This window comes from Ruegeria sp. CJ9 (assembly GCF_056536625.1).
Genome location: NZ_JBQFPY010000005.1, coordinates 207,244 through 230,842 on the forward strand (window position 1 = coordinate 207,244; position 23,599 = coordinate 230,842).

A 23,599-nucleotide genomic window follows, 5' to 3' on the forward strand; every position below is an offset into this window, starting at 1 on the left:
GCTGGGCGCAAGTTACCTGGGATCAGAAACGATGAGTCTAGCAACCAAACTGGCACAGGAACGGCGTGCGCGGCTGGCGGCCGAGCGGCTGTTGGAAATGAAGCAGATCGAATTGTCAGCCGCCAATCGCAAGCTGGGTTTGCATGCGATGGCCCTGACCAAACGCATCGGTGAAACCCAGGCCGAGGTCGAAACGGTCAGGGATGAAAATGAAAAGGTCAAATCCGACCTGACCGAAGCCAATGCCAAGATCGAAGTGGCCGAGCGCCGCTTGTGGCATTCGATGCAGACCATTCAGGACGGATTTGCCTTTTTCGATGATCAGTGCCGCATGATTGGGGCCAATGGGGCTTATCTCAGCCTGTTTGATGGGTTGGATGAAGTGTCACCGGGTATTTCTTATGCCCGTATCCTTGAGATTTTAACCGACGAAGGGCTGATCGACATTGGCGCGGAATCTCCGGCCGATTGGCAGGCCAGAATGCTGAACCGCTGGGCACAACCCCAGCCGGAATCGGTGGTGATCAAGCTGTGGAATGGTGAATATTTCAAGTTGATCGACCAGCGCGGCAATGGCGGTGACGTGGTCAGTTTGGGCCTGAACATCACCGCCTCGGTTCGGCATGAGGCTGAGTTGAAGGCCGCCCGCGAACGGGCCGAGGCCGCAAACCGGGCCAAATCTGCCTTTCTGGCCAATATGAGCCATGAAATCAGAACCCCGATGAACGGCATTGTCGGCATGACCGAGTTGATGTCGGAAACCCCGCTGGACGAGGAACAGCGGCTCTATCTCAACACCATCCGCAACTCGGGCGAGGCGTTGTTGGTGATCATCAACGACGTTCTGGATTATTCCAAGATCGAGGCGGACAAGCTGATCCTGCACCCTGAACAGTTCGATTTTGAACGCTGCATTCTTGAGGTTGCGATGCTGATGCAACCCAGCGTGCGCGACAAAGGGCTGTCCTTGTTGGTCGATTATGATTTGTTCCTACCGACCTTGTTCGTGGGCGATCCCGGTCGCGTGCGGCAAGTATTGACCAATCTGGTGGGCAATGCGGTCAAGTTTACCACCGAAGGCCATGTGTTGATCCGCGTCACTGGTGTGCCGAATGCAGACACGAACACATGCGATATTCACGTTGCGATCGAAGACACCGGTATCGGCATCGAAGAGGACAAGATCGGGCACATCTTCGGTGAATTCAATCAGGTCGAAGATGAAAAAAACCGCGCATTCGAGGGTACAGGGCTGGGGTTGGCGATCACCAAGCGGCTGATCACACTAATGGGCGGGTCGGTCTGGGTGGAAAGCGAACCTGAGCAGGGCTCCTGTTTTGGATTTCGCATCTCGTTGCCCACCATCGAAGGCCCGCAACCCACACCGCCTGATTTGGCTGGTCGGTTGCGCCACGTGGTCGTTGTCGAGGATCTGGCGGTGAACCGTGCCATCCTGTCGAAACAGCTAGGGCGATTGGGATCGAAAGTCACCGTTTGCGCCTCGGGGGGTGAGGCGCTGGCCGCTGTTGATGGCAGTGTGGACCTGTTGCTGTGTGATCACGACCTGCCGGACATGGATGGGTTGGAACTGGCGACCACGCTGAAAGACCGGGGCTGGGGGGATTTGCCCGTGGTGGTGATGTCGGCCAATCCCGGTGTCATCCACGCCAACCCGGCACGTAACCTGATTGACGGGGTTTTGCAGAAACCTATTCCCCGCGCCGAACTGTATTCGCGCTTGACGACATTGGGGCGGCTGCCTGTCACGCCTGAAGCTGCTTCAAGTGATCCCGAGGCACCGTCAGAGCCGCAGGGTGAACGCCAGATGCGTGTTTTGGCAGCCGAGGACAATCGGACCAATCAGTTGATCCTGCAAAAGATGGTCAAGGATTTGAATATTGACCTGCAATTCGCTGCGAATGGGCTGGAAGCCGTAGACCAGCATCAGAAATTCGACCCGGACCTGATTTTCATGGATATTTCGATGCCCAAGATGGATGGGAAACAGGCCACGGCGGAAATCCGGCGGCGCGAGATTGACACAGATCGGCATGTGCCGATTGTCGCATTGACGGCGCATGCCATGGCTGGGGATGATCAGGGCATTCTGTCGGCCGGATTGGATCACTATCTGACCAAACCGCTGCAAAAGCGGAGAATCCACCAGATGATATTGGACCATCAGCCCGAGGATGTTTTGCCTGTCATTGCCGAAGATGCACAGGCTGAATAGGGTAAGCCATGACTGATCGTGGATTTCAGCCTCGTGCCTTGGGTGAGATTGCCATTCGCTGTGCCGATATGGGCGCGATGATGGCGTTTTATGAAGATGTAATCGGGCTGGAACGCCTGAGCGGTGATCACAACAGCGCCATCACCTTTTTCCGCATCGCCGAAGGGTTTGGCGGACATACACAGGTGTTGGCTTTGTTCGACCATGCGGCCGCCCCGCGGCCTGGGTTGCGCCCGACCGGCGCCGACAAGCCCACTACCGGCGCCGGGTCATCGCTGCATCATATTGCTCTGTCATTGCCCTTTGCCGAACAAGAGGCCGTTATGCGCTGGTATGACAAAATCAGTCAGCCTTACCGCGTTGAACAATTCGGCTGGATCGGATGGCGGGGCATTTTCACCGAAGACCCCGAGGGCAACACGGTTGAGTTGGTTGCTTACGACCCATCGATGCTGGATCAGGCCTGATAGGGGCGCACGAAAACGAGTCTGTCCTCTTGCGACAGGTCCGAGCGGTATTCATATCCACCAGTGTCGAAATCCAGCAACCCTTTGGGGTCGGTCAGACGGTGTTGAACGATATATCGGGCCATCGCACCCCTCGCTTTTTTGGCAAAGAAACTGACGATCTTGGGGGTGCCGGCCTTGTCTTCCATAAAGACCGGCGTGACCACCCGCAGCTTCAACGCCTTAAGGTCAACCGCGCCGAAATACTCCTGACTGGCACAATTCACCAGAATGTCCGATCCAACCTCATCAGCTTGTGCGTTCAGCGCCTTGCTCAGCTGATCGCGCCAGTATTCATACAGGTTTTTGCCGCGCCGGGTTTTCAGCTTGCTGCCCATTTCAAGACGATAGGGTTGAATTGCGTCCAGCGGGCGTAACACCCCATACAGACCGGACAGGATACGCAGATGGTCTTGTGCCCAGGCCATTTCTTCGGCATCCAGCGAGGTCGCTTCCAGCCCCTGATAGGTATCCCCAGCAAAGGCCAGCGCTGCAGGTCGGGTCAATTCAGCGCCAGGTGAGTCCGAAAATGCTCGATACCGGTCACGGTTCAGACGGGCCAGATCGTCGCTGAGGTCCATCAGTTTTTTCAAATCGCCCAGTGTCAGATTGCGGGCGGTTTTCGACAGTCGGATCGCGTCGTCCTGAAAGTCGGGTTGCGTGACCTCAACGTCCCGCTCTGCCCAATCCAGCCGCTTGGCCGGGGAAACCACTACCAGCATATCCGCCCTCGTTTCTTGCCTGATGCTGGGTATCTAGCCCGCCTGACGCAGCACGTCCAGAAACGCGGCACCAAACCTTTCGTGACGACGGTTGCCCAGCACCTGTTCCATCCCGCGCGGGTCATTGGGGCGCAGTTGTGCGACCTTGGCCAGTTGTGAGGCCGAACAGGTCAGCGGTTTGTCAATCCCGTCGGAGCCGCGTGAAAGCCGTGTTTGAACCTCAAGCAGTCGGTCATAGATATCCCCTTGTTCGCGGCCCGCCAGTTTGCGGCGTGCTGGGTGCAATTCTTCAACCGCGCCGGTCAGCACCTCAAGGAAGGTGTCGCCGTACCGTTCCAGCTTTTTTGCGCCAACTCCGCTGATCCGGGCCATATCGTCCAAAGAGGCCGGGCGTTTTTCGGCCATTTCAATCAGGGTGCGATCGGGAAAGATAACATAGGCCGGAACTCGCGCGCTTTCCGCCAGCGCGCGACGTTTGGCCTTGAGCGCAGATAGCAGCGGCGCGTCTTCCTCGGACACCATCATCTTGACGGCGGGTCTCCGGGTGGCCTTGCGGATCGTGTCTTTGCGCAGGTTGATCTGCGCCTCACCCTTCAGGATCGGCTTGGCTGCTTCGGTCATGCGCAACGCGCCGTGGCGTTCGGGATCGGGGCGGACAAGGTCGTGCCCCATCATCTGTCGGAAGATCGCCTGCCATTGCGGGCGCGACCAGTCCTTGCCGATGCCCCATGTGGACAGGTTGTCGTGCCGCCGGGCGCGAATCTTGTCGGTTTCATTACCCAGCAGAATGTCGATCAGATGGCCCGCGCCGAACCATTCCTCGGTGCGCAGGATCGCCGACAAGGCCATGCGAACGGGGGTGGTGCCATCGAACACTTCCGGAGGGCTGTCGCACAGGTCGCATTTACCGCAAGGTTCGATCTGTTCTCCGAAATACCCCAGCAGGGTCTTGCGTCGACATTCGAGCGCCTCGGCCAGCCCGAGCAGAGCGTTCAGCCGCGCATGATCCGCCATGCGCCGTTCCGGTGGTGCGAGCCCCTCGTCGATCTGGGACCGGCGCAAGCGAATGTCGTCGGGGCCGAACAGGGTCAGGGTTTCAGCAGGCCCGCCGTCGCGGCCGGCGCGGCCGATTTCCTGATAATAGGCTTCGATGGACTTGGGCAGGTCCGCATGCGCGACCCAGCGGATATCGGGCTTGTCGATGCCCATTCCGAACGCAACGGTGGCAACCACGATCAGCCCATCCTCGCGGGCAAAGCGGGTTTCGACGATGCGGCGGTCTTCGGCCTCCATTCCGCCGTGATAATGACAGGCGGTGTGGCCTTCGGCGCGTAAGGCCTGGGCCAACACTTCGGTTTTGTTGCGGGTGCCGCAATAGACGATACCGGATTGGCCTTTACGCGCTTCGGCGAAGTCGAGGATCTGTTTGCGTGGGCCGTCCTTGGCAGCAAAGGCCAGATGGATATTGGGCCGGTCAAAGCCGCGCAGGAACTTACGCGGGGCGGTGCCGTCGAATAGTTTTTCGACAATCTCGTCCTGCGTTTCGGCATCCGCAGTGGCGGTGAAAGCGGCCAAAGGCACGTCCAATGCGCGTCGCAGCTCTCCGATCCGCAGATAATCTGGGCGGAAATCATGGCCCCATTGGCTGACGCAATGGGCCTCGTCCACGGCGATCAGGCTGACATTGATCCGACGCAACATGCCCAAGGCTGACCCGGCGGCCAGACGCTCGGGGGCTATGTAGAGCAGTTTCAGACGCCCGGCCTCCAACGCCTCCCACACGGCGTCGGTTTCTTCGGGGGTGTTGCCCGAGGTCAGCGCACCGGCCTCGACCCCGGCCTCTTGCAGCCCGCGCACCTGATCGCGCATCAGGGCAATCAGAGGAGAGATAACCACCGTCACCCCGTCGCGCATCAAGGCAGGCAGCTGAAAACACAGGGATTTGCCGCCGCCCGTGGGCATGATCGCCAGCACGTTTTCACCCAGCGAAACGGCGTCGACGATCTCTTCCTGACCGGGGCGGAAATCGTCGAATCCAAAGACATCTCGCAGCAAAGGCGCGGCGTCGAACATGTGCGGGGTTGCCCTGTTTTAAGGTTTATCTGCTCTTAAGACAGGACAATCACATACTAAGATTCGGTGAACAAGAGGTCAGACGAAATAGCCCATATTGTTAATTAGAATGATCCGCAGCGCGTAGACCCCGATCAGCACCACCAAAGGCGTCAGGTCCAGCCCACCCATCGCGGGCAGGACGCGGCGGATTGGGCCATAGATAGGCTCTAATATCCGGTTCAGGCCATACCAAATTTGCGCCACCAGTTGCTGGTGCAGGTTGAGAACCTGAAAGTTGATCAGCCAGCTCATGATCACATGGGCCAAAATGATGAACCAGACAATGTCCAGGATCAGCAGCAGAATTTGGATCAACGACAGCATGGGGCCTCCGGTAAATACGTGAGATGAGAGGTAAGCGCCCCCGCGACAAAGAGCAAGCCCGCGCCAACACAACGCTTGCGAATTGGGTTAAAGCCCCGTCTTATGAATGCAACAATAAACAGGGGCAGTTATGGCAGAGATTTCCAAGCGCAAGCGCATTTGGGGTTGGTGGTTTTTCGACTGGGCCAGTCAACCATATCACACCCTTCTGGTCACCTTTGTGTTCGGCCCCTATTTCGCCGGGGTTGCGGCGGGGTATTTTTCAGGAACCGGGTTGGATGCCGAGGCTGCGGCCGCGCGGGCGCAGACGGTTTGGGCCAATTGCCTGACCATCACCGGGTTGATCATCGCCTTTGGCGCACCTTTGCTGGGTGCGATGGCGGATGTGTCGGGGCGGCGCATTCCGTGGATCTTTGCCTTTTCGGCGATGTACGCGGTGGGATCTGCCGCGCTTTGGTACACGCTGCCAGATGGATCGAACATGTGGCTGATGCTGTCGGCCTTTGGGCTGGGTTTTGTCGGCGCGGAATATGCGCTGATCTTCATCAACTCTCAGCTGCCTGATCTGGGCAATGACAATGAAGTGGGCGAAATTTCGGGTTCGGGCTTTGCGTTTGGTTATTTCGGCGGGTTGATTTCATTGGCGATCATGCTGTTGCTGTTCGTCGAACAGCCCAACGGCAAGACACTGATTGGGATGGACCCGATGTTCGGGCTGGATGCGGCGAGCCAGCAGGGCACGCGGTTCGTCGGTCCCTTTACCGCCGGTTGGTTCATCCTGTTCATGGTGCCCTATTTCCTGTGGGTGCGTGATGACCCGGACAGTAACAAGACTGGCAGCCTGCGTGAGGCATTGCGACTGCTGGGCAAATCCATCTCAGACTTGCGGCACCGGGTCAGTCTGGCGACCTATCTGGGTTCCTCCATGTTCTACCGAGATGCGCTGAACGGGCTGTACAGTTTCGGCGGTGTCTATGCACGGCTGGTATTGGAATGGGGGCTGATCAAGATCGGAGTGTTCGGGATTGTCAGCGTTCTGGCCTCGGCCATCTTTGCGTGGGTCGGTGGCAAGATGGATAAGAAATACGGCCCTAAACCAGTTATTCTGGTCGCGATCTGGGTGCTGATCTTTGTCTGCATCACCGTGGTGTCGATGGATCGGACGCAGATTTACGGCATCTCCTTGCCCGAAGGGTCAGGCCTGCCGGATCTGGTGTTCTTTGGCTGCGGAGTTCTGATCGGCGGTATGGGCGGTATCCTGCAATCGGCCAGCCGATCCATGATGGTGCGCCATACCGACCCAAAAACGCCGGTCGAAAGCTTTGGCCTTTACGGCCTGTCCGGCCGCGCGACATCTTTTGCCGCGCCTTTGCTAATCGGGATTGCCACAACTGTTACGGGCAGTGCGCGGTTGGGGGTGTCACCGATCATTCTGTTGTTTATTCTGGGCCTGTTCCTAATGCGCTGGGTTAAACCGGAAGGGGATCAGAGCAGATGATTTTACTACGTTTTTTAGCAATAATCGCCGCGATGACATTGGCAGGAGCAGCCGGGGCGCAGCCCTTGGCCAAGCAATTGTTCGGGGCGCAAAAGCAAAGTTCACAGCAAAAACCAGCCGCGTTCGGCAGTTATTCGCGCGGATGTGCCGCGGGGTCGGTGCAATTGCCTGAAACGGGGCCGACATGGCAAGCCATGCGCCTGTCGCGTAATCGCAACTGGGGCCACCCGGAGGCGGTGGATTACGTACAGGACCTCAGCAAGTTTGCGGCTCGGCAACCGGGGTGGAATGGTCTCTATGTCGGGGATATCAGCCAACCGCGTGGTGGTCCGATGACTTCTGGTCATCGCAGCCACCAGTTGGGGTTGGACATCGATATCTGGATGCTGCCTGGCGACAACATGCGGCTGTCGCGCAAAGCGCGCGAGAATATCTCGTCGATTTCTCTGCGCCGCGCCAACGGGGCCTATGTGAATGGCAATTGGACGGCACAACACCACGCCGTGCTGCGTGAGGCGGCAAAGGACAAGCGCGTGGCGCGGATTTTCGTCTTTCCCGGCGCCAAGGTTCAGATGTGCAATGATGAGAAAGGCAACAAGGCCTATCTGCGCAAGATCAGGCCATGGTGGGGGCATCATTATCATTTCCACGTGCGTCTGAAATGCCCCAAGGGCTCGCGCGGCTGTGTCAATCAGGACGCGCCGCCCAAAGGTGATGGGTGTGCCGAGGCGCAGCAATGGGTGCGCAACATCCTCAATCCGCCGCCACCTGACCCGAACGCGCCTGCGCCGAAGAAACGCCGCGAGTATTTTCTGACCGATTTACCCCAGCAATGCGCCGCAGTCTTGCAATCCAACTGATTGCTACTTTGCTGGCGGGTGCGGTTTGGGCGGTCGAGGTCAAGACGGCCACATACTTAAACAGCTTTGTCTGGCGCCACCCGGCGGAATGGTTTGGTGGGTTTTCGGCCCTGTATATCTCGAACAACGGTCGGCATATGCTTGCGCTTAGTGACCGGTCGGTTCTTGTCCGCGCGACCATTGCGCGGGACGAGGATGACATTACGGGGGTCCGGATCACCGGGAACTGGCCGGTTCTCTCCAGCACAGGACGGCCCCTATCCGGCGAAGCAGGGGATTCCGAAGGCATTGCGGTCGCACCTGACGGTAGCCATTACATCTCATTTGAGTCAGTGCATCGCGTTGCCCGGTACGCAACCCCCGAAGCCGAAGCGCGGGTGCTGCCGCGCCCAAAGGCGTTTGAAAATCTGAAACTGAATGGGTCGTTCGAAGCCTTGGCAATCGACAATCAGGGGTGGCTGTATACCCTTCCCGAAAGAAGCCGGACCGAAGCAGGCGACATCCCCGTTTATCGCTGGGACGGGCAGGGTTGGTCGACCCCTTTCGTGTTGCCACAGCGGGGCAAATTCTTGCCTGTATCTGCCGATTTTGGTCCAGATGGTCGGTTCTATTTATTGGAACGAGCCCTGTCCCTGACAGGGTTCCGCACCCGCCTGCGGCGGTGGCAGATCACAGAGGATTCAGTCGGTGCCGAAGAAAACCTGTTTACGACCGGCACAGGCACGCATGATAACCTAGAAGGGTTGTCGGTTTGGCGCGATGATCAGGGGCGGCTGCGCGCCACGATGATCTCGGACGACAACTTTCTGGTCCTTCAGCGCACTGAACTGGTGGAGTATCTGCTACCGGATTGACACATCCCATCCAAAGGTCTAAACGCACGGCTTGCCTTGGGACGGTCCCTAGGCCAAGTCGCCGCTACCTTGTCAAAACGGGCATCTGAAAACATGCAACGCGCTTATATACCCGGCATTATTGCCATGGCCGCCATTGTTGTGGCCTCGAACATTCTGGTTCAGTTCCTGATTTTTGACGGGCTGCTGACCTGGGGTGCTTTTACCTATCCGCTGGCCTTTTTGGTCACCGACATCATGAACCGCGTCTATGGCGTGGCCACGGCCCGCAAGGTGGTGTTCGCCGGGTTTGTTACCGGCATCATCTGTTCGCTGATCGGCAGCCAGATCATACTGCAAGGTGACGGGTTCACCTATGCCGCCGTACCGCTGCGGATCGCTGTTGCCTCGGGGACGGCGTTTCTGATTGCACAGCTGACCGATGTCACCGTGTTCAATTCGCTTCGCGGTGGTCGCTGGTGGCGCGCGCCGCTGGTGTCGACTTTGGTTGGCTCGGCGCTGGACACCGCGCTGTTTTTCACCATCGCATTCTCAGCTTCGATCACGGTTTTCGGTGCCAATGCTGATGCGGCGATCAACTGGGCGTGGGAGCCTGTGCCCTTCATGCTGACTGGTCCGATGACCCCCCTGTGGGTGACGTTGGCGTTTGCCGACTGGCTGGTGAAGCTGTCGCTGGCGATGATCGCGCTGATCCCGTTCAAGGTGATTGTTGCGCGGTTGACCGCGCACCCGGCATAAAGGCGCGGTTGACCGCTTAGCTTGCAAAAAAAGTGCTTTGAGAATGGCGCATCTTGTGTCAGGCTCAAAGTTAACCGCAACAGATAGAAAAGGAGGTGATCCAGTGTCGAGAAAGAGATTGGAGAGAGGTGTCGGAACAACCGGGGGGATCGCCTGTTAGGGCAGCCCTTGGCGGAGCGCTCGCTCCGGCTGGTCGATTGATCTAACCGACCCAACCTCCTGTACTTTCGAAGGGCCGTCCCGCCGGGGCGGCCCTTTTTGTTTCTGCTTGTGCCGGATAAGGTCCACTTCATGTTGCGCATCACCGACGATATCACCCTGCAGGACTGGGAAATGACCGAGAGCTTTGTCCGCTCGTCCGGTCCCGGTGGTCAGAACGTGAACAAGGTCTCGACCGCAGTTGAGCTGCGGTTCGAGGCTGCGCGCTCGCCCTCCTTGCCCGATCCGGTCAAAAACAGGCTGAAACGGTTGGCCGGGCGGCGCTGGACCAAAGATGGCGCGATCATCATTCAATGCGAAGAAACCCGCAGCCAAGCCCGCAACCGCGAGATTGCCCGCGCCCGTCTGGTTGAACTGATCGTCCGCGCGTTGGTGAAACCCAAGCGGCGGATTGCGACGAAACCCACCTATGGCTCGGTCAAACGGCGGCTGGCGGCCAAAAAAGCGCGCTCGGATGTGAAGGCGCTGCGCGGCAAGGTCGCAGAAGATTGAACTGGCAGTTTCACGGTGCCTTGCTAGTTTGATAGGGCAAGGGAGAGCAAGATCATGAGGTTAGAGGGGAAAACCGCGATTGTAACCGGTGGCGCGTCTGGCTTTGGTGCCGGGATCGTGCAGAAATTCCTGTCCGAAGGCGCGCGGGTCATGATTGCCGATATCAATGGTGACGCGGCCGAGGTTCAGGCAAATCAGCTTGGGCCGAATGCGATTGCTCAGATGGTCGACGTGGCGAATGCAGTCTCGGTGCAGGCCATGGCGGATATGGCGATGGATCGGTTCGGGCAATTGGATATTCTGGTGAACAATGCCGGTGTCACGCATCTGCCGACGCCGCTAGAGGATGTCACCGAAGAGGAATTTGACCGCGTCTTCAACGTGAACATGAAATCGGTCTATCTGACCGCACGGGCGCTGGTGCCAGCGATGAAAGCGCGCGGGGCGGGTGCGATTCTGAACGTGGCCTCGACCGCGGGGCTGTCGCCACGTCCGAACCTGAATTGGTACAACGCGTCCAAGGGCTGGATGATCACGGCCACCAAGACAATGGCGGTGGAACTTGCGCCTTCGGGTGTGCGTGTAAACGCGCTCTGCCCGGTGGCCGGGGAAACACCACTGCTGAAATCCTTCATGGGAGAAGATACGCCTGAAATGCGTGCCAAGTTCCTGTCGACCATCCCGCTGGGGCGTTTCTCGACCCCCGACGACATGGCCAACGCCGCCTGTTTCCTGTGTTCGGACGAGGCGAGCATGATCACCGGCGCTGCATTGGAGGTCGACGGTGGCCGTTGTATCTGAGGTTTATCCATGATCCCCGGACCCCGTAATCTGATCACTGATGTCCCTGGCCTGAGGGTCGGAAATGCGCAGGACGCTGCGTTGAAATCGGGAACAACTGTCCTGACGGCAGATCAGGCCTTTACCGCCTCGGTTCACGTGATGGGGGGCGCACCGGGCACGCGGGAAACCGATCTGCTGGCGCCGGATAAATCGGTCTCGCAAGTGGATGCAATTACTTTGTCCGGTGGGTCGGCCTTTGGACTGGATGCCTGTTCTGGCGTCTCGGATGCATTGCGGTCGCGGGGCAGGGGGTATCCAGTGGGCGATACCGTGGTGCCCATTGTGCCCGGAGCGATCCTGTTTGATTTGTTGAACGGCGGAGACAAGGATTGGGTTGAAAACCCATATCGCGCGCTGGGACGAGCGGCTTTTGACGACGCAGATGTGGATTTTGCGTTAGGCACAGCGGGGGCCGGAACCGGCGCTTTGGCGGCGCGGCACAAGGGGGGGCTCGGGTCCGCCTCATTGGTTCTGGACAATGGGGTGACCGTCGGTGCCCTGGTTGCGGCCAACCCGTTGGGCAGTGTGACAACACCCGGCGACCGCCATTTCTGGGCAGCGCCGTTCGAGTTTGGAGACGAATTTGGCGGTTTAGGATCTGATACAAGTGCCGGTCTTGGCTTTCCTGCTCCCAGCCTCAAGGCGCAGGCGATGCGACTTGCCGAGCCGGATAAGGGCAACACGACAATCGCTATTGTGGCCACGGATGCTGCCTTGTCGAAATCGCAGTGCCAGCGACTGGCAGTGGCAGCACATGATGGCATTGCCCGCGCCATTCTGCCGGCACACACACCAGGGGACGGAGATCTGGTCTTTGCGGTCAGCACTGGCGCGCAGACTATCGACGCCGAAGCCGGCTTGGGGCTGATCGGACATGCGGCCTCGGTCTGTCTGGCACGAGCTATTGCGCGGGCTATTTATCTGGCGACCCCGGCAGCGGGCGATCTATTGCCCTGTTGGACCGCACCACATGACAAAAGTTAAGGACTGTCTTTATGCCGCAGGGCACATTACCCTCGCGCGGCAATCTGCGCGTTGACTCTTTTTTGCGCCGACGGTCCATTCGGTGCAGCCAATTCGTATCGGAGCAAAACTCATGAATCGTATCCTCGCTACCGCAATTGTCGGCCTGCTGGCCCTTCCTGCCTATGCGGAAGGTGACGCCGAGGCCGGCAAAAAGGCCTTCAATAAATGCAAATCCTGCCATCAGATCGCTGACCCGGCCGGTGAAGTCATCGTCAAGGGCGGTAAGACCGGTCCGAACCTTTACGGTATCGCGGGCCGCACCGCGGGTACCGTCGAAGGGTTCAAATACGGAGACAGCATCGTTGAGGCTGGTGAAAACGGTCTGGTCTGGGATGAAGCCACCTTTGTCGAATACGCGCAGGATCCCAAGGCGTTTTTGAAAGATTACCTGGGTGAGACATCGGCCAAGTCGAAAATGACCTTCAAGTTGAAGAAGGGCGGCGAAGACGTCTATGCCTATATCGTCAGTGTCTCGGGCGAATAACGTCTGAAAAACCAGACCATTCGAAAGATTGCAAAAGGCCGCAGCCCCCTGCGGCCTTTCGTGCGATTGATAACAGCTTGGATCAAGGTCACCTTGGGGATACGCGGTTCATCATGCCCTTGCATGACTTCGCAAAGCCAAGCCGGTCCGGCGGCAGCCAATTCCATACATCCCGCCGCCCTGGCGGATCGGCAGCAGGAGACGACAGATGGGAATCATGATCCCGGCCTGGGTTGATGGTGAATTGACCCCCGTGGACAAGCTTGAGGCGCATGAAAAGGGCCTGCGGCACAAGGCAGTGTCGGTCTTTGTCGTGCGCGGCACCGAGATCTTGATGCAACGCCGGGCTTTGGGCAAATACCATACGCCGGGCCTGTGGGCGAATACCTGCTGCACCCATCCCGATTGGGGCGAGACGCCCTCGGAATGTGCCGTGCGTCGTTTGCGCGAAGAGCTGGGGATCACCGGCTTGTACCCGGAATACCGGCACCGGCTGGAATATCACGCCGATGTTGGCAACAACATGATCGAACACGAAGTGGTCGATATCTTTCTGGCTCATGTTCGTGGGCCGCTTAAAATCGAGCCTAATCCAGACGAAGTCATGGATATCCGGTGGATCGACTACCATGATCTGCTGGCTGAAGTGCAACGACATCCGCAGCGGTTCACGCCGTGGCTGAAGATCTATCTGCACAGTCACGCCGACACGATTTTCGGTCCTGATCTGATCATCTCGGCCACGTCCTGACCGCAACGGCTTGCAAGGGCCGCCCAAGCCGCCTAAATCAACGCGTCATGGCCAAGCAAAAGACAGACCCGAATTACAAAGTTATCGCCGAAAACCGGCGTGCGCGCTTCGATTACGCGATCGAGGACGATATCGAGTGCGGCATCGTGCTGGAAGGGTCCGAGGTCAAATCCCTGCGCGTTGGTGGGTCAAACATTGCCGAAAGCTATGCTTCGGTCGAGGATGGCGAGCTGTGGCTGATCAACAGCTATATCGCGCCTTATGAGCAGGCGAAGGTTTTCAAGCACGAAGAACGCCGCCGCCGCAAGCTGCTGGTGTCGCGCAAAGAGCTGTCGAATCTGTGGAATGCCACCCAGCGCAAGGGCATGACGCTGGTGCCGCTGGTTTTGTATTTCAACCACAAGGGCCGGGCGAAGCTGAAGATCGGCATCGCCAAAGGTAAAAAGCTGCACGACAAGCGTGAGACTCAGGCCAAGCGGGACTGGTCACGGCAGAAACAGCGGCTGATGAAGGATCACAGCTAGAAGGCCATCGCGGCCTCAACCGCGCGTTTCCAGCGATCATATGCGGCGTCGCGTTCTTGGGCGGACAATTCCGGTTCAAACCGACGATCCAGTGCCCAGGTTTCGGAAAAACCCTGTTGGTCCGGATAAACACCGGCGCGCATGCCGGCCAGCCAGGCCGCCCCTAATGCGGTGGTTTCCTGCATCACCGGGCGGTCGACCTCGGCCCCCAGATAGTCCGACAGCCCCTGCATCGCCCAGTCCGAGGCGCTGGCACCGCCATCCACGCGCAGGGTGACATCGGTGTCCGCGCCCCAGTCGCCCTGCATGGCGTGCCACAGATCGCGGGTTTGATAGGCGATGCTTTCCAGCGTGGCCTTGGCGAACTCCGCGCGGCCGGAATTGCGGGTCAGGCCAAACACCGCGCCACGGCAGTCGGGCTTCCAATAGGGCGCGCCGAGGCCGGTAAAGGCAGGTACCAGCACCACATGCTGGTTTGGATCGGCTTTTTGGGCAAGTTCACCACTTTCCGGGGCGCTCTCAATGATCTGCAACGCATCGCGTAGCCATTGCACAGCGGCCCCGGCCACAAAGATCGACCCCTCCAGCGCATAGGTGCGCTTGCCGTCCAACTGATAGGCAATCGTCGTCAGCAGGCGATTTTTGGATTCAACCGGTTTGTCCCCGGTATTCAGCAGGGCAAAACACCCCGTACCGTAGGTCGATTTCATCATGCCGGGTTGAAAACAGGCCTGCCCGATGGTTGCGGCCTGCTGATCTCCCGCCACGCCCAGAATTGGGATATCCCCCCCGAATAGGGTCGTATTTCCGAAGTCCGAGGCACAATCATGCACCTCTGGCAGCATGTTCATCGGTACGTCCAGCAGGTCGCAAATTTCGGCACTCCACTCGCCTTTGTTGATGTCGAACAACAGGGTGCGTGCGGCATTGGTCGCGTCGGTGGCGTGGCTGCGCCCCTCGGTCAGACGCCAGATCAGGAAACAGTCGATGGTGCCGAACATCAGCTCTCCGACCTCAGCCCGTTCGCGCGCGCCGGGCACAGTATCCAGCAGCCATTTGACCTTGGTGCCCGAGAAATAGGGGTCCAGCAGCAGCCCGGTCTGAGCGGTCACGTCATCTTCGCACCCCGCCCGTTTATAGCGCGCGCAAATCTCGGCGGTGCGGCGGTCCTGCCAGACGATGGCGTTGTGGAGTGGTTGACCGGTGGTGCGGTCCCAGACCACAGTGGTTTCGCGCTGGTTGGTGATGCCGATGCCTGCGATCTGGTCGGCGGTGACGCCGGTGGAGTCCATCACTTCGCGGCAGACGCGCAGAACGCTCTCCCAGATTTCTTCGGCGTCGTGCTCGACCCAGCCTTCCTGCGGGAAATGCTGGGTGAATTCGTGCTGCGCGGTGCCTACGCGCTGCATATCCGCGTCGAACAAAATGGCCCGCGATGATGTGGTGCCCTGATCAATGGCAAGAATATAGGTCACGCCTGCGCCCCCCTCCGGTCTGGTTTTGCCGGACTTTAGCGCAAACAATGACGATCGTGCCAGAGCGTTCAGACAGGAATATTGTCGATCAGCCGCACGCCATCCGCCCAAGCCGCCGCAAACAGCCGAGCGGGCCGTGTGGCATGGGTCAGCGGGTCCAGTGTGTCGGCGCAGCGCAGTTGAATATATTCAACTTGAGTGAAACCTGCCGCCAGCAGATCAGACTCGGCCCGCGCGGCCACAGTTTCAAACGCGGCCCCTGCTTTCAGCGACTGGACCACACCCTGCATGATCCGGTGCTTGTTGGCCGCAATGTTCAACCCCTCGGGCGAGAGGAGGAGGTTGCGCGATGACATCGCCAACCCCGAGGGTTCGCGCACCGTGGGGCAGCCGATCACCTCGATGGGGATGTCCAGATCGCGGGCCATGCGGCGGACGATCATCAATTGTTGATAGTCTTTTTCCCCGAAATAGGCTCGATCTGCCTGCGTTTGCAGGAACAGCTTAGCGACCACAGTGGCGACGCCGTCAAAATGGCCGGGGCGGAATTCACCCTCCATCACATCGGTCAAACCGGCGACTGATACGGTGGTGGCGAAGCCCCGCGGATAGATCTCCTCGGGATCGGGGACATAGATCGCGTCGACACCGTAAGGGGCCAGTTTCTGCGCATCTTCGTTCTCGGTCCGCGGGTAATTGGCCAGATCGTCGGGGTTGTTAAACTGTTTGGGGTTCACAAAAACCGTAACGATCACCCGGTCGGTTCCGGCCTTGGCGGCTTCGGCCAGAGACAAGTGCCCCTGATGCAGCGCGCCCATGGTGGGGACGACACCGATCGTCTCGCCGTTGCCGCGCCATTTGGTCGTCAGCGCGCGCAAATCACTTAGGCGGCGCAGAATGGGTGCGGTCATGTCTTAGGTCCTTTGGCCGGAGCCTGATCGGCAAAGACATGTTCATCCGCTGGAAAGCTGCGGGCGCGCACATCGGAGGCATATTCCGCGATGGCGGCCTCGGCTTGCGGACCCAGTTCGGCATAGCGTTTGACAAATTTCGGTTTGAACGCGGTGAAAAAGCCCACCATGTCGTCCACGACCAGAATCTGCCCATCACAACCGGCTGAGGCGCCAATGCCGATGGTCGGAATCGCGACCTCGGCGGTGATCTGATCAGCCAGGCCTTGCGGTACCTTCTCAAGCACAACGGAAAATGCACCAGCCTCGGCCACGGCATGGGCATCGGCCAGCACGGCCTTCGCCTGTTCGTCGCGACCCTGCACCTTGTAGCCGCCCAGCGTGTTGATCGATTGTGGCGTCAGGCCGATATGCGCCATCACCGGGATACCGCGCTTGACCAGAAAGCGGATGGTCTCGGCCATTTCGACGCCGCCTTCCAGCTTGACCGCACCTGCGCCGGTTTCGGCCATCAGGCGAGCGGCATTCTTGAAGGCATGGGCCGGGTCGTGTTCGTAACTGGCAAAGGGCATATCGATAACCATCATCGCCCTGTCCAGACCGCGCGCAACGGCCTGACCATGCATCACCATCATCTCCATCGTCACACCCAGGGTCGAGGTCAGCCCATGCAGCACCATGCCGACGCTGTCGCCGACCAGAACAAAGTCGCAATGGGCATCCATCAGCCGTGCCATCGGTGTGGTATAGGCGGTCAAACTGACCAATGGTGTGCTGCCTTTGCGGGCACGGATGTCCTCGGCATTCGGGGCTGTTTTGCGGGCGGTGGCGCTCATGATCGCTCCTGCGGGGTTCATGTTGCAGTGCGGCATAGCAGATTGCACAAGGTTATAGAAACCCCGGTTGCGCGAACATTTCCTTGATTGACCCGAGGTTTAAAGGGACATTGAGTGCAGAAAAGCCTGTAAAACAGCCGGTTCCAAGGATTCAAACAGGGAGAGTTTTTCATGACAAAGCAGATGTTTCGGAGTATTGCGTCGGCTCTGGCGGTGGGCGCCAGCCTGTTTGCCTCGCAGGCTTTGGCCAAATCGGACATTACGATTGCGATGCAGTTGGAGCCGCCACACCTGGACCCGACCAGCGCCGCCGCGCAGGCCATTGATTCGGTTGTTTACACAAATATCTTCGAGGGTCTGACCCGCTTTATGGGTGACGGCTCGGTCGTGCCCGGCCTGGCCGAAAGCTGGGAAATTTCCGAGGACGGCACTGTCTATACATTCAAGCTGCGTGACGGGGTGACCTTTCATGACGGCACCGTCATGGATGCTGAGGACGTCAAATTCAGCCTCGACCGCGCCACGGCCGAAGACAGTGCCAATGCGCAAAAGGCGCTGTTTGCAGGCATCGAAAGCGTTGAGGTTGTGGATCCGCTGACCGTAAAGGTCACCCTGTCCGAGCCGAACGGCAATTTTCTGTTCAACATGGCTTGGGGGGATGCGGTGATCGTCGCGCCCGAAAGCATCGACAACATCAAGACCAACCCGGTGGGGACCGGTGCCTTTACCTTTGGTGACTGGGTGCAGGGCGATAGCATCACGCTAAACCGGAACCCCAACTATTGGGGCGAACAACCTGCGTTAGAGACTGCTACGTTCAAATTCATCTCGGATCCCACTGCCGCCTTTGCCGCGGTGATGGCCGAAGATGTGGACGTCTTCGACAACTTCCCCGCACCCGAAAACCTGCCTCAATTCGAGGCTGACCCGCGCTTTCAGGTGCTGGTGGGGTCGACCGAAGGGGAAACCATCCTGTCGACCAACAACAAGAAACCTCCGTTCGATGATATCCGCGTACGGCAGGCGCTGGCCCATGCCATCGACCGGCAGGCGGTCATTGACGGGGCGATGTTCGGCTACGGCACGCCCATCGGTACCCATTTCGCACCGCATAACCCGGCTTATGTCGATCTGACCGGCAACTCGGCTCATGACCCGAAAGAGGCCGCCAAGCTGCTGGCCGATGCGGGGTACGCAGACGGGTTTGAAACCACCTTGCACTTGCCGCCGCCCTCATATGCAAGGCGCGGGGGCGAGATCATTGCCGCACAACTCGCCGAGGTTGGCATCAAGGCCGAGATCATCAATGTGGAATGGGCGCAGTGGCTGGAATCGGTGTTCAAGGGCAAGGATTACGGTCTGACCATCATCAGCCATACCGAGCCTATGGATATCGGCATCTATGCCCGCCCCGATTATTATTTTCAGTATGACAGTCTGGATGCCCAGACACTGATGGAGACATTGAACGCCACCACCGACCCGGATGAGCGTAAAAAACTGCTGGGCGATATGCAGCGCCTGATCGCCACGGATTATGTCAACGGATACCTGTTCCAGTTGGCCAAGCTGGGGGTCGCCAAGGCCGGTGTTCAGGGCCTGTGGAAGAACGCGCCAACAGCTGCCATCGACCTGACCCAGATCAGTTGGTCCGAATAATCTGATCCGGGGCTGTATCCGGCCCCGGATTGCCTGTTCCCGAATGAGCCCGAAAATGAACCTGGTCCGATTTTTGTGTTTTGTTGCTGTGACTGCCTGCTTCTGTGTGCTGGGCGACAAGTCGCAGGCGCAAAACGTGCTGGATGGCGGGCTTGCGGCGTTGGTTGGCACGCCGGAAAACCCGCTGAAGGTGGGGATCGGTATCCGGATAGATCAGGTCACCAGCGTAGATCAAAAGGCAGAGAACTATGGTGCCGTTGTCGTTCTGCGTGTCGAATGGACCGACCCGGCCCTGGCCTTCGACCGCGAAGAGGTCGGCCGCGAGTTTCAGGTTTTCAATCCGAGGACGCTGGCCAAACATACCTCGGATATTGGGGCGGTGGTTCCGGCCTTTGTCATTCACAACCAGCAATCCAACAAATGGATACACGAAGCCGCGGCCTCGCTGCACTATGACGGGCATGTGGTCTATGTCGAGAAATCCTCGCTGACATTGCAGGCCCCGCATTTCGACTTCCGCAAGTACCCGTTCGACACGCAGGAGTTCTTTTTCGAGGTCGTTTCAATCTTTCCATCTGAATACGTGACTTACTATCCGCTGGAAGATCACTCCGGCCTGGGTGATCTGCTTGGCGAGGAAGAATGGATACTGGACAACCCACAGATTCTGCATTCAACGGTCATCGGCCTGTCTGGTCGGGACAGCGATCAGGTGGCGCTGGCGTTCGAAGGAAAGCGGCACCTGACCTATTATGTGATCCGGGTGTTCCTGCCGATGCTGGTTCTGGTCTCGGTGGGCTGGGCACTGTTTTTCCTCGACGAATACCGCCGCCGGATCGAGATTGCCGGGGGCAATCTGCTGGTCTTCGTGGCCTTCAACTGGGCGATTTCGGCCGATCTGCCCAAGCTGGGGTATCTGACCTTTCTGGATTTCATCCTTCAATGCATGTTCCTGATGACGGGGGCGCTGATCGTGTTCAACGTGGCCTTGCGCAAACTGAAAGTGTCCGGGCGTGAGGATGGGGCCAGAAAACTGGACAATTACGCAATCAAGTGGATTTACCCGCTGGGCTATGCAGCCATCGTCGCTTACGCGGTTTTTGCCTATCTGTTGGTGCCTTAGGTGCTGGACCCGCGCGATATGTGATCCTAACGTGGCTTCAATGCTGCGCTTTGCCCTCAAACGACTGATATCTTTGCTGATCAGCCTTGTGGTTGCTTCAGTGGTTATCTTCGCCGTGATCGAAGTGGCGCCGGGTGATCCGGCCTCGTTCATGCTGGGCGTCAACGCGCAAGAGGACACGCTGGCCGCATTGCGGACCGAGCTGGGATTGGACGGGTCCAAGATCCAACGATATTTCAACTGGGTTGGCGGCATGGTGGTGGGGGATTTCGGGACCTCTTACACGTATCGCACACCGGTGTCGCAGATGATTGCGGATCGGTTGTGGGTGTCCTTGCCGCTGGCGCTTTATGCACTGACCTTATCGACCCTGATTGCCTTCCCTGCCGGGATTTACGCCGCCGCCCGCCGAGGTAAGCCGGGGGATCTGACGGTGATGGGGGCGACGCAGCTGGGCATCGCGGTGCCGAATTTCTGGTTCGCGATGATGCTGGTGCTGATCTTTGCCATCAACCTTCGCTGGTTCAACGCCGGAGGTTTTGCGGGTTGGGACAAAGGCGTCTGGACCGGCCTGCATTCTCTGACATTGCCAGCCATTGCGCTGGCCTTGCCGCAGGCGGCGATCTTGGCGCGGGTCATGCGGTCTTCGCTGCTGGATATACTGGGCGAAGATTTCATGCGCACTGCCCGCGCCAAGGGATTGTCACGCCGTCAAGCAATGTGGCGGCACGGTGTGCGCAACGCGCTTATCCCGGTTCTGACCATCATCGGGCTGCAGTTCTCGTTTCTGTTGGCGGGGTCGATCATTATCGAGCAGGTGTTTTATCTGCCCGGACTCGGGCGGCTAGTGTTTCAGGCGATCTCGGCCCGCGATTTGGTCGTGGTGGAATCGGTGGTCATGCTGCTTGTCTTTGCTGTCATCACCGTGAATTTTCTGGTCGATCTCGCCTATGCCGCCGTGGACCCAAGGCTAAGGGGCCGGACATGAGCCGCAACCTGCTTCTTGGTTCAGTATTGTCCTCGTTGGTCTTGCTGGCGGCGCTTATGTCTTTTGTCTGGACGCCGTATGATTATGCGGCGCTGGATATCCCCAACAAGCTGGAGCCGCCTAATGTACAGCATTGGTTCGGCACAGATCATTTCGGGCGCGACATGTTCTCGATGATCATGGTGGGCGCGCGCACGTCCCTTGCAGTGGCGCTGGTGGCGGTGGGGATCGGCATGGCACTAGGTGTGCCGCTGGGCCTGATGGCAGCGGCGCGCAAGGGGTCCTGGCTGGATGAGGTGATCATGCGCGGCAACGATCTGGTCTTTGCCTTCCCCTCGCTAGTCATCGCCATTCTAATCACAGCGGTGTTCGGAGCAGGCGCGATCAACGCGATCATCGCCATCGGTATTTTCAACATTCCCGTCTTCGCCCGCATCACCCGTGGCGCGGCCCTGCCCCTATGGGAACGCGAGTTCATTCTGGCCGCGCGTGTCGCGGGCAAAGGCGCGGCGCGGATATCGGCAGAACATATTCTGCCCAATATTGCGAATCTGCTGATCGTGCAGGGGACCATCCAGTTCTCGCTGGGTATCCTGGCCGAAGCGGGCTTGTCTTATGTCGGTCTGGGTGCGCAGCCGCCCACACCCAGTTGGGGTCGAATGCTGGCCGATGCGCAGACAATGGTCAGTTTTGCCCCGCATTTGGCTCTGATTCCGGGGCTGGCAATTATTGTCACTGTGCTGGGACTGAACCTTTTAGGCGATGGGTTGCGCGATTGGCTTGATCCCAGAATACGAGTCGCGCGCGCATGAGCTTGCTGGAGATCGAAAACCTTTCTCTGACCATCCATGAGACCGAGATTCTGAAGCGGGTCAGCTTGTGTGTTGGTGCCGGACAAATTGTTGCCGTGACCGGTGAAAGTGGCTCGGGCAAGTCGATGACCGCGCTGGCCGTGATGCAATTGCTGCCAAATGGCGCAAAGACAGAAGGCGCGATCTGGCTGGGACGTCAGAATCTGCTGAAACAGTCTGAACGCGAAATGTGCGACCTGCGTGGGGCCGAGATTGGGATGGTGTTTCAGGAACCCATGACCGCCTTGAACCCGGTCAAAACCATTGGCGATCAGGTGATCGAGACCATTTTGATCCACAAGGCCATGTCGCGCACCAAGGCGTTGGCTCGCGCACACGAGGTTCTGAGCCGCGTTGGCCTGCCGCCTGACCGTTTCCCGCTGTCGCGATATCCGCATGAACTGTCCGGCGGTCAACGGCAGCGTGTGGTGATCGCCATGGCAATCGCACTGCGCCCCAAATTGTTGATCGCGGATGAGCCGACAACCGCGCTGGATGTGACGACGCAGGCGCAGATACTCGACCTGCTCAAAGGACTGGCGCGCGAATATGGCATGGGGCTGCTGATGATCACGCACGATCTGGCGGTGGTGGCAGACATGGCCGACCAGATCGTCGTGATGCGCCATGGAGAGGTGGTCGAAAGCGGTGCAACCACTGACCTGCTGCACAATATGCAGCACCCCTATACGAAGATGCTGTTTCAGGCCTCGAGGCATCAGGTTTCACTGCCTGAACCGCCCGAGTCCCTGCCATTGCTAGAGGTGAGAAATGTGGTGCGCGACTATAGCTTGCCGCGAAAAGGTCTGTTCAGCAGGCCGGATCACCACCGCGCGGTCGATGAAGTCAGCTTTACCCTGCACCGGGGTGAGCGGTTGGGCCTGGTCGGAGAATCTGGTTGTGGAAAATCGACCCTAACACGAGTAATTTTGGGTTTGGAGGACGTGCAGAGCGGTGAAATTTTACTGGACAACCAGCCTGTCTTTGCCGGTCACAAGCCGAACCCCGTTGTGCGACGTAAGATGCAGGTGGTGTTTCAGGACCCCTATGGCAGTTTCAACCCGCGCCACCGCGTCGCCCGCCTGATCACCGAGCCGTTTCACCTGTTGGAATCCCCGCCCACCGGCACAGAGCGGCAAGACCGTATCGCCGAAATGCTGACCGCCGTGGGCCTCAGCCCGGATGATGCGAACAAATACATCCATGAATTCTCGGGCGGGCAACGACAGCGGATTGCCATTGCCCGCGCCTTGATCATTCGCCCGGATCTGATCGTGTTTGATGAGGCGGTCTCGGCCTTGGATGTATCCGTCCGGGCACAGATTCTGGATCTGCTGGCCGAGCTGTGTGCCACCTACAACCTGACTTACCTGTTCATCAGCCATGATCTAAGTGTCGTACGGACAATCACGGACCGGGTGATGGTGATGCAGGCGGGCAGAATTGTTGAACAGGGTGAGACCGAACAGGTATTCTCTTCCCCGCGGCACGCTTACACTCGGACCCTGATCGATGCCGCACCGGTCTTGCCCGGTATCGGTGTAAATGTCGCGTAATTCCTTTGTTA

General features: G+C 58.7%; 23 protein-coding genes. 17 read left to right on the forward strand and 6 right to left on the reverse strand.

The window, feature by feature from the left end; genetic code table 11:
* Positions 1-31 precede the first annotated feature (31 nt).
* Together ACR0AJ_RS12485 and ACR0AJ_RS12490 are read left to right on the forward strand one after the other, a co-directional pair.
* Complete coding sequence (locus ACR0AJ_RS12485; protein WP_170349708.1) at positions 32-2,233, forward strand: response regulator; 2,202 nt, start codon at positions 32-34, stop codon at positions 2,231-2,233.
* An 8-nt stretch (positions 2,234-2,241) separates the two neighbouring features.
* Positions 2,242-2,700, forward strand: coding sequence for a VOC family protein (locus ACR0AJ_RS12490; protein ID WP_170349709.1), 459 nt, complete (start codon positions 2,242-2,244; stop codon positions 2,698-2,700).
* On the opposite strand, the gene yaaA is transcribed toward ACR0AJ_RS12490, so the two are convergent.
* The 3 genes from yaaA to ACR0AJ_RS12505 all read right to left on the reverse strand — a co-directional run bounded on the left by yaaA (position 2,691) and on the right by ACR0AJ_RS12505 (position 5,900).
* The gene (yaaA, locus tag ACR0AJ_RS12495) at positions 2,691-3,461 is read right to left on the reverse strand and encodes a peroxide stress protein YaaA (protein WP_170349710.1); all 771 of its coding nucleotides are present in this window, start codon (positions 3,459-3,461) and stop codon (positions 2,691-2,693) included. The genes ACR0AJ_RS12490 and yaaA overlap by 10 nt on opposite strands.
* Positions 3,462-3,494: 33 nt before the next feature.
* A complete protein-coding gene (recQ, locus tag ACR0AJ_RS12500; protein WP_480705481.1) occupies positions 3,495-5,534 on the reverse strand; it encodes a DNA helicase RecQ in 2,040 nt (679 codons plus the stop codon).
* A 78-nt stretch (positions 5,535-5,612) separates the two neighbouring features.
* Entirely contained in the window at positions 5,613-5,900 is a 288-nt protein-coding gene (locus ACR0AJ_RS12505; protein ID WP_170349712.1) for a YggT family protein, read from the reverse strand.
* Between the two features lie 130 nt (positions 5,901-6,030).
* On the opposite strand from ACR0AJ_RS12505, the gene ACR0AJ_RS12510 reads away from it, so the two are divergent.
* The 10 genes from ACR0AJ_RS12510 to smpB all read left to right on the forward strand — a co-directional run bounded on the left by ACR0AJ_RS12510 (position 6,031) and on the right by smpB (position 14,189).
* Positions 6,031-7,398, forward strand: coding sequence for an MFS transporter (locus ACR0AJ_RS12510; protein ID WP_170349713.1), 1,368 nt, complete (start codon positions 6,031-6,033; stop codon positions 7,396-7,398).
* On the forward strand, positions 7,395-8,258 hold the full coding sequence (gene mepA, locus ACR0AJ_RS12515) for a penicillin-insensitive murein endopeptidase (RefSeq protein ID WP_480740973.1): 864 nt from the start codon (positions 7,395-7,397) through the stop codon (positions 8,256-8,258). The genes ACR0AJ_RS12510 and mepA overlap by 4 nt, the downstream gene beginning before the upstream one ends.
* Positions 8,231-9,112: an esterase-like activity of phytase family protein gene (locus ACR0AJ_RS12520; RefSeq protein ID WP_480740974.1), complete on the forward strand. Its 882-nt coding sequence runs from the start codon at positions 8,231-8,233 to the stop codon at positions 9,110-9,112. The genes mepA and ACR0AJ_RS12520 overlap by 28 nt, the downstream gene beginning before the upstream one ends.
* 93 nt (positions 9,113-9,205) lie before the next feature.
* Entirely contained in the window at positions 9,206-9,850 is a 645-nt protein-coding gene (locus ACR0AJ_RS12525; protein ID WP_480740975.1) for a queuosine precursor transporter, read from the forward strand.
* Positions 9,851-10,141: 291 nt separating this feature from the next.
* Entirely contained in the window at positions 10,142-10,561 is a 420-nt protein-coding gene (gene arfB / locus ACR0AJ_RS12530; RefSeq protein WP_480647686.1) for an alternative ribosome rescue aminoacyl-tRNA hydrolase ArfB, read from the forward strand.
* 54 nt (positions 10,562-10,615) lie between these two features.
* Entirely contained in the window at positions 10,616-11,362 is a 747-nt protein-coding gene (locus ACR0AJ_RS12535) for an SDR family oxidoreductase (RefSeq protein ID WP_170360849.1), read from the forward strand.
* Positions 11,363-11,371: 9 nt separating this feature from the next.
* Complete coding sequence (locus ACR0AJ_RS12540; protein WP_480740977.1) at positions 11,372-12,388, forward strand: P1 family peptidase; 1,017 nt, start codon at positions 11,372-11,374, stop codon at positions 12,386-12,388.
* 112 nt (positions 12,389-12,500) lie between these two features.
* Positions 12,501-12,914 carry a c-type cytochrome gene (locus ACR0AJ_RS12545; protein WP_170349719.1) on the forward strand — a complete coding sequence of 138 codons (414 nt, stop codon included), beginning with the start codon at positions 12,501-12,503 and terminating at the stop codon, positions 12,912-12,914.
* Positions 12,915-13,122: 208 nt separating this feature from the next.
* Positions 13,123-13,665: an isopentenyl-diphosphate Delta-isomerase gene (gene idi, locus ACR0AJ_RS12550; protein ID WP_170349720.1), complete on the forward strand. Its 543-nt coding sequence runs from the start codon at positions 13,123-13,125 to the stop codon at positions 13,663-13,665.
* Between the two features lie 47 nt (positions 13,666-13,712).
* Complete coding sequence (smpB, locus tag ACR0AJ_RS12555) at positions 13,713-14,189, forward strand: SsrA-binding protein SmpB (protein ID WP_170360845.1); 477 nt, start codon at positions 13,713-13,715, stop codon at positions 14,187-14,189.
* Here the strand turns inward: smpB and glpK are convergent.
* From glpK to panB, 3 genes are all read right to left on the reverse strand, one after another.
* The gene (gene glpK / locus ACR0AJ_RS12560; RefSeq protein ID WP_425081326.1) at positions 14,186-15,664 is read right to left on the reverse strand and encodes a glycerol kinase GlpK; all 1,479 of its coding nucleotides are present in this window, start codon (positions 15,662-15,664) and stop codon (positions 14,186-14,188) included. The genes smpB and glpK overlap by 4 nt on opposite strands.
* A gap of 68 nt (positions 15,665-15,732) precedes the next feature.
* Entirely contained in the window at positions 15,733-16,575 is an 843-nt protein-coding gene (gene panC, locus ACR0AJ_RS12565; RefSeq protein ID WP_170349723.1) for a pantoate--beta-alanine ligase, read from the reverse strand.
* A complete protein-coding gene (panB, locus tag ACR0AJ_RS12570; RefSeq protein WP_170349724.1) occupies positions 16,572-17,411 on the reverse strand; it encodes a 3-methyl-2-oxobutanoate hydroxymethyltransferase in 840 nt (279 codons plus the stop codon). Before panB ends, panC begins: the two co-directional genes overlap by 4 nt.
* 171 nt (positions 17,412-17,582) lie before the next feature.
* Here panB and ACR0AJ_RS12575 point away from each other — a divergent pair, with 171 nt between their 5' ends.
* The 5 genes from ACR0AJ_RS12575 to ACR0AJ_RS12595 are packed head-to-tail and all read left to right on the forward strand — an operon-like array spanning position 17,583 to position 23,588.
* Positions 17,583-19,070 carry an ABC transporter substrate-binding protein gene (locus ACR0AJ_RS12575; protein ID WP_170349725.1) on the forward strand — a complete coding sequence of 496 codons (1,488 nt, stop codon included), beginning with the start codon at positions 17,583-17,585 and terminating at the stop codon, positions 19,068-19,070.
* Positions 19,071-19,125: 55 nt separating this feature from the next.
* Positions 19,126-20,193 carry a ligand-gated ion channel gene (locus tag ACR0AJ_RS12580; protein ID WP_170349726.1) on the forward strand — a complete coding sequence of 356 codons (1,068 nt, stop codon included), beginning with the start codon at positions 19,126-19,128 and terminating at the stop codon, positions 20,191-20,193.
* Between the two features lie 40 nt (positions 20,194-20,233).
* Complete coding sequence (locus ACR0AJ_RS12585) at positions 20,234-21,181, forward strand: ABC transporter permease (RefSeq protein WP_170349727.1); 948 nt, start codon at positions 20,234-20,236, stop codon at positions 21,179-21,181.
* Positions 21,178-21,993: an ABC transporter permease gene (locus ACR0AJ_RS12590; protein WP_480740980.1), complete on the forward strand. Its 816-nt coding sequence runs from the start codon at positions 21,178-21,180 to the stop codon at positions 21,991-21,993. The genes ACR0AJ_RS12585 and ACR0AJ_RS12590 overlap by 4 nt, the downstream gene beginning before the upstream one ends.
* Positions 21,990-23,588: an ABC transporter ATP-binding protein gene (locus ACR0AJ_RS12595; protein ID WP_480740982.1), complete on the forward strand. Its 1,599-nt coding sequence runs from the start codon at positions 21,990-21,992 to the stop codon at positions 23,586-23,588. The genes ACR0AJ_RS12590 and ACR0AJ_RS12595 overlap by 4 nt, the downstream gene beginning before the upstream one ends.
* The last annotated feature ends 11 nt before the right edge of the window (positions 23,589-23,599 follow it).

Excerpts from the sequence above, each read along its gene's own strand:
- ACR0AJ_RS12485 (WP_170349708.1), top strand. The coding sequence starts at position 32 with ATGAGTCTAGCAACCAAACTGGCACAGGAACGGCGTGCGCGGCTGGCG.
- ACR0AJ_RS12490 (WP_170349709.1), top strand. The coding sequence starts at position 2,242 with ATGACTGATCGTGGATTTCAGCCTCGTGCCTTGGGTGAGATTGCCATT.
- yaaA (WP_170349710.1), bottom strand. The coding sequence starts at position 3,461 with ATGCTGGTAGTGGTTTCCCCGGCCAAGCGGCTGGATTGGGCAGAGCGG.
- recQ (WP_480705481.1), bottom strand. The coding sequence starts at position 5,534 with ATGTTCGACGCCGCGCCTTTGCTGCGAGATGTCTTTGGATTCGACGAT.
- ACR0AJ_RS12505 (WP_170349712.1), bottom strand. The coding sequence starts at position 5,900 with ATGCTGTCGTTGATCCAAATTCTGCTGCTGATCCTGGACATTGTCTGG.
- ACR0AJ_RS12510 (WP_170349713.1), top strand. The coding sequence starts at position 6,031 with ATGGCAGAGATTTCCAAGCGCAAGCGCATTTGGGGTTGGTGGTTTTTC.
- mepA (WP_480740973.1), top strand. The coding sequence starts at position 7,395 with ATGATTTTACTACGTTTTTTAGCAATAATCGCCGCGATGACATTGGCA.
- ACR0AJ_RS12520 (WP_480740974.1), top strand. The coding sequence starts at position 8,231 with ATGCGCCGCAGTCTTGCAATCCAACTGATTGCTACTTTGCTGGCGGGT.
- ACR0AJ_RS12525 (WP_480740975.1), top strand. The coding sequence starts at position 9,206 with ATGCAACGCGCTTATATACCCGGCATTATTGCCATGGCCGCCATTGTT.
- arfB (WP_480647686.1), top strand. The coding sequence starts at position 10,142 with ATGTTGCGCATCACCGACGATATCACCCTGCAGGACTGGGAAATGACC.
- ACR0AJ_RS12535 (WP_170360849.1), top strand. The coding sequence starts at position 10,616 with ATGAGGTTAGAGGGGAAAACCGCGATTGTAACCGGTGGCGCGTCTGGC.
- ACR0AJ_RS12540 (WP_480740977.1), top strand. The coding sequence starts at position 11,372 with ATGATCCCCGGACCCCGTAATCTGATCACTGATGTCCCTGGCCTGAGG.
- ACR0AJ_RS12545 (WP_170349719.1), top strand. The coding sequence starts at position 12,501 with ATGAATCGTATCCTCGCTACCGCAATTGTCGGCCTGCTGGCCCTTCCT.
- idi (WP_170349720.1), top strand. The coding sequence starts at position 13,123 with ATGGGAATCATGATCCCGGCCTGGGTTGATGGTGAATTGACCCCCGTG.
- smpB (WP_170360845.1), top strand. The coding sequence starts at position 13,713 with ATGGCCAAGCAAAAGACAGACCCGAATTACAAAGTTATCGCCGAAAAC.
- panC (WP_170349723.1), bottom strand. The coding sequence starts at position 16,575 with ATGACCGCACCCATTCTGCGCCGCCTAAGTGATTTGCGCGCGCTGACG.
- panB (WP_170349724.1), bottom strand. The coding sequence starts at position 17,411 with ATGAGCGCCACCGCCCGCAAAACAGCCCCGAATGCCGAGGACATCCGT.
- ACR0AJ_RS12575 (WP_170349725.1), top strand. The coding sequence starts at position 17,583 with ATGACAAAGCAGATGTTTCGGAGTATTGCGTCGGCTCTGGCGGTGGGC.
- ACR0AJ_RS12580 (WP_170349726.1), top strand. The coding sequence starts at position 19,126 with ATGAACCTGGTCCGATTTTTGTGTTTTGTTGCTGTGACTGCCTGCTTC.
- ACR0AJ_RS12585 (WP_170349727.1), top strand. The coding sequence starts at position 20,234 with ATGCTGCGCTTTGCCCTCAAACGACTGATATCTTTGCTGATCAGCCTT.
- ACR0AJ_RS12590 (WP_480740980.1), top strand. The coding sequence starts at position 21,178 with ATGAGCCGCAACCTGCTTCTTGGTTCAGTATTGTCCTCGTTGGTCTTG.
- ACR0AJ_RS12595 (WP_480740982.1), top strand. The coding sequence starts at position 21,990 with ATGAGCTTGCTGGAGATCGAAAACCTTTCTCTGACCATCCATGAGACC.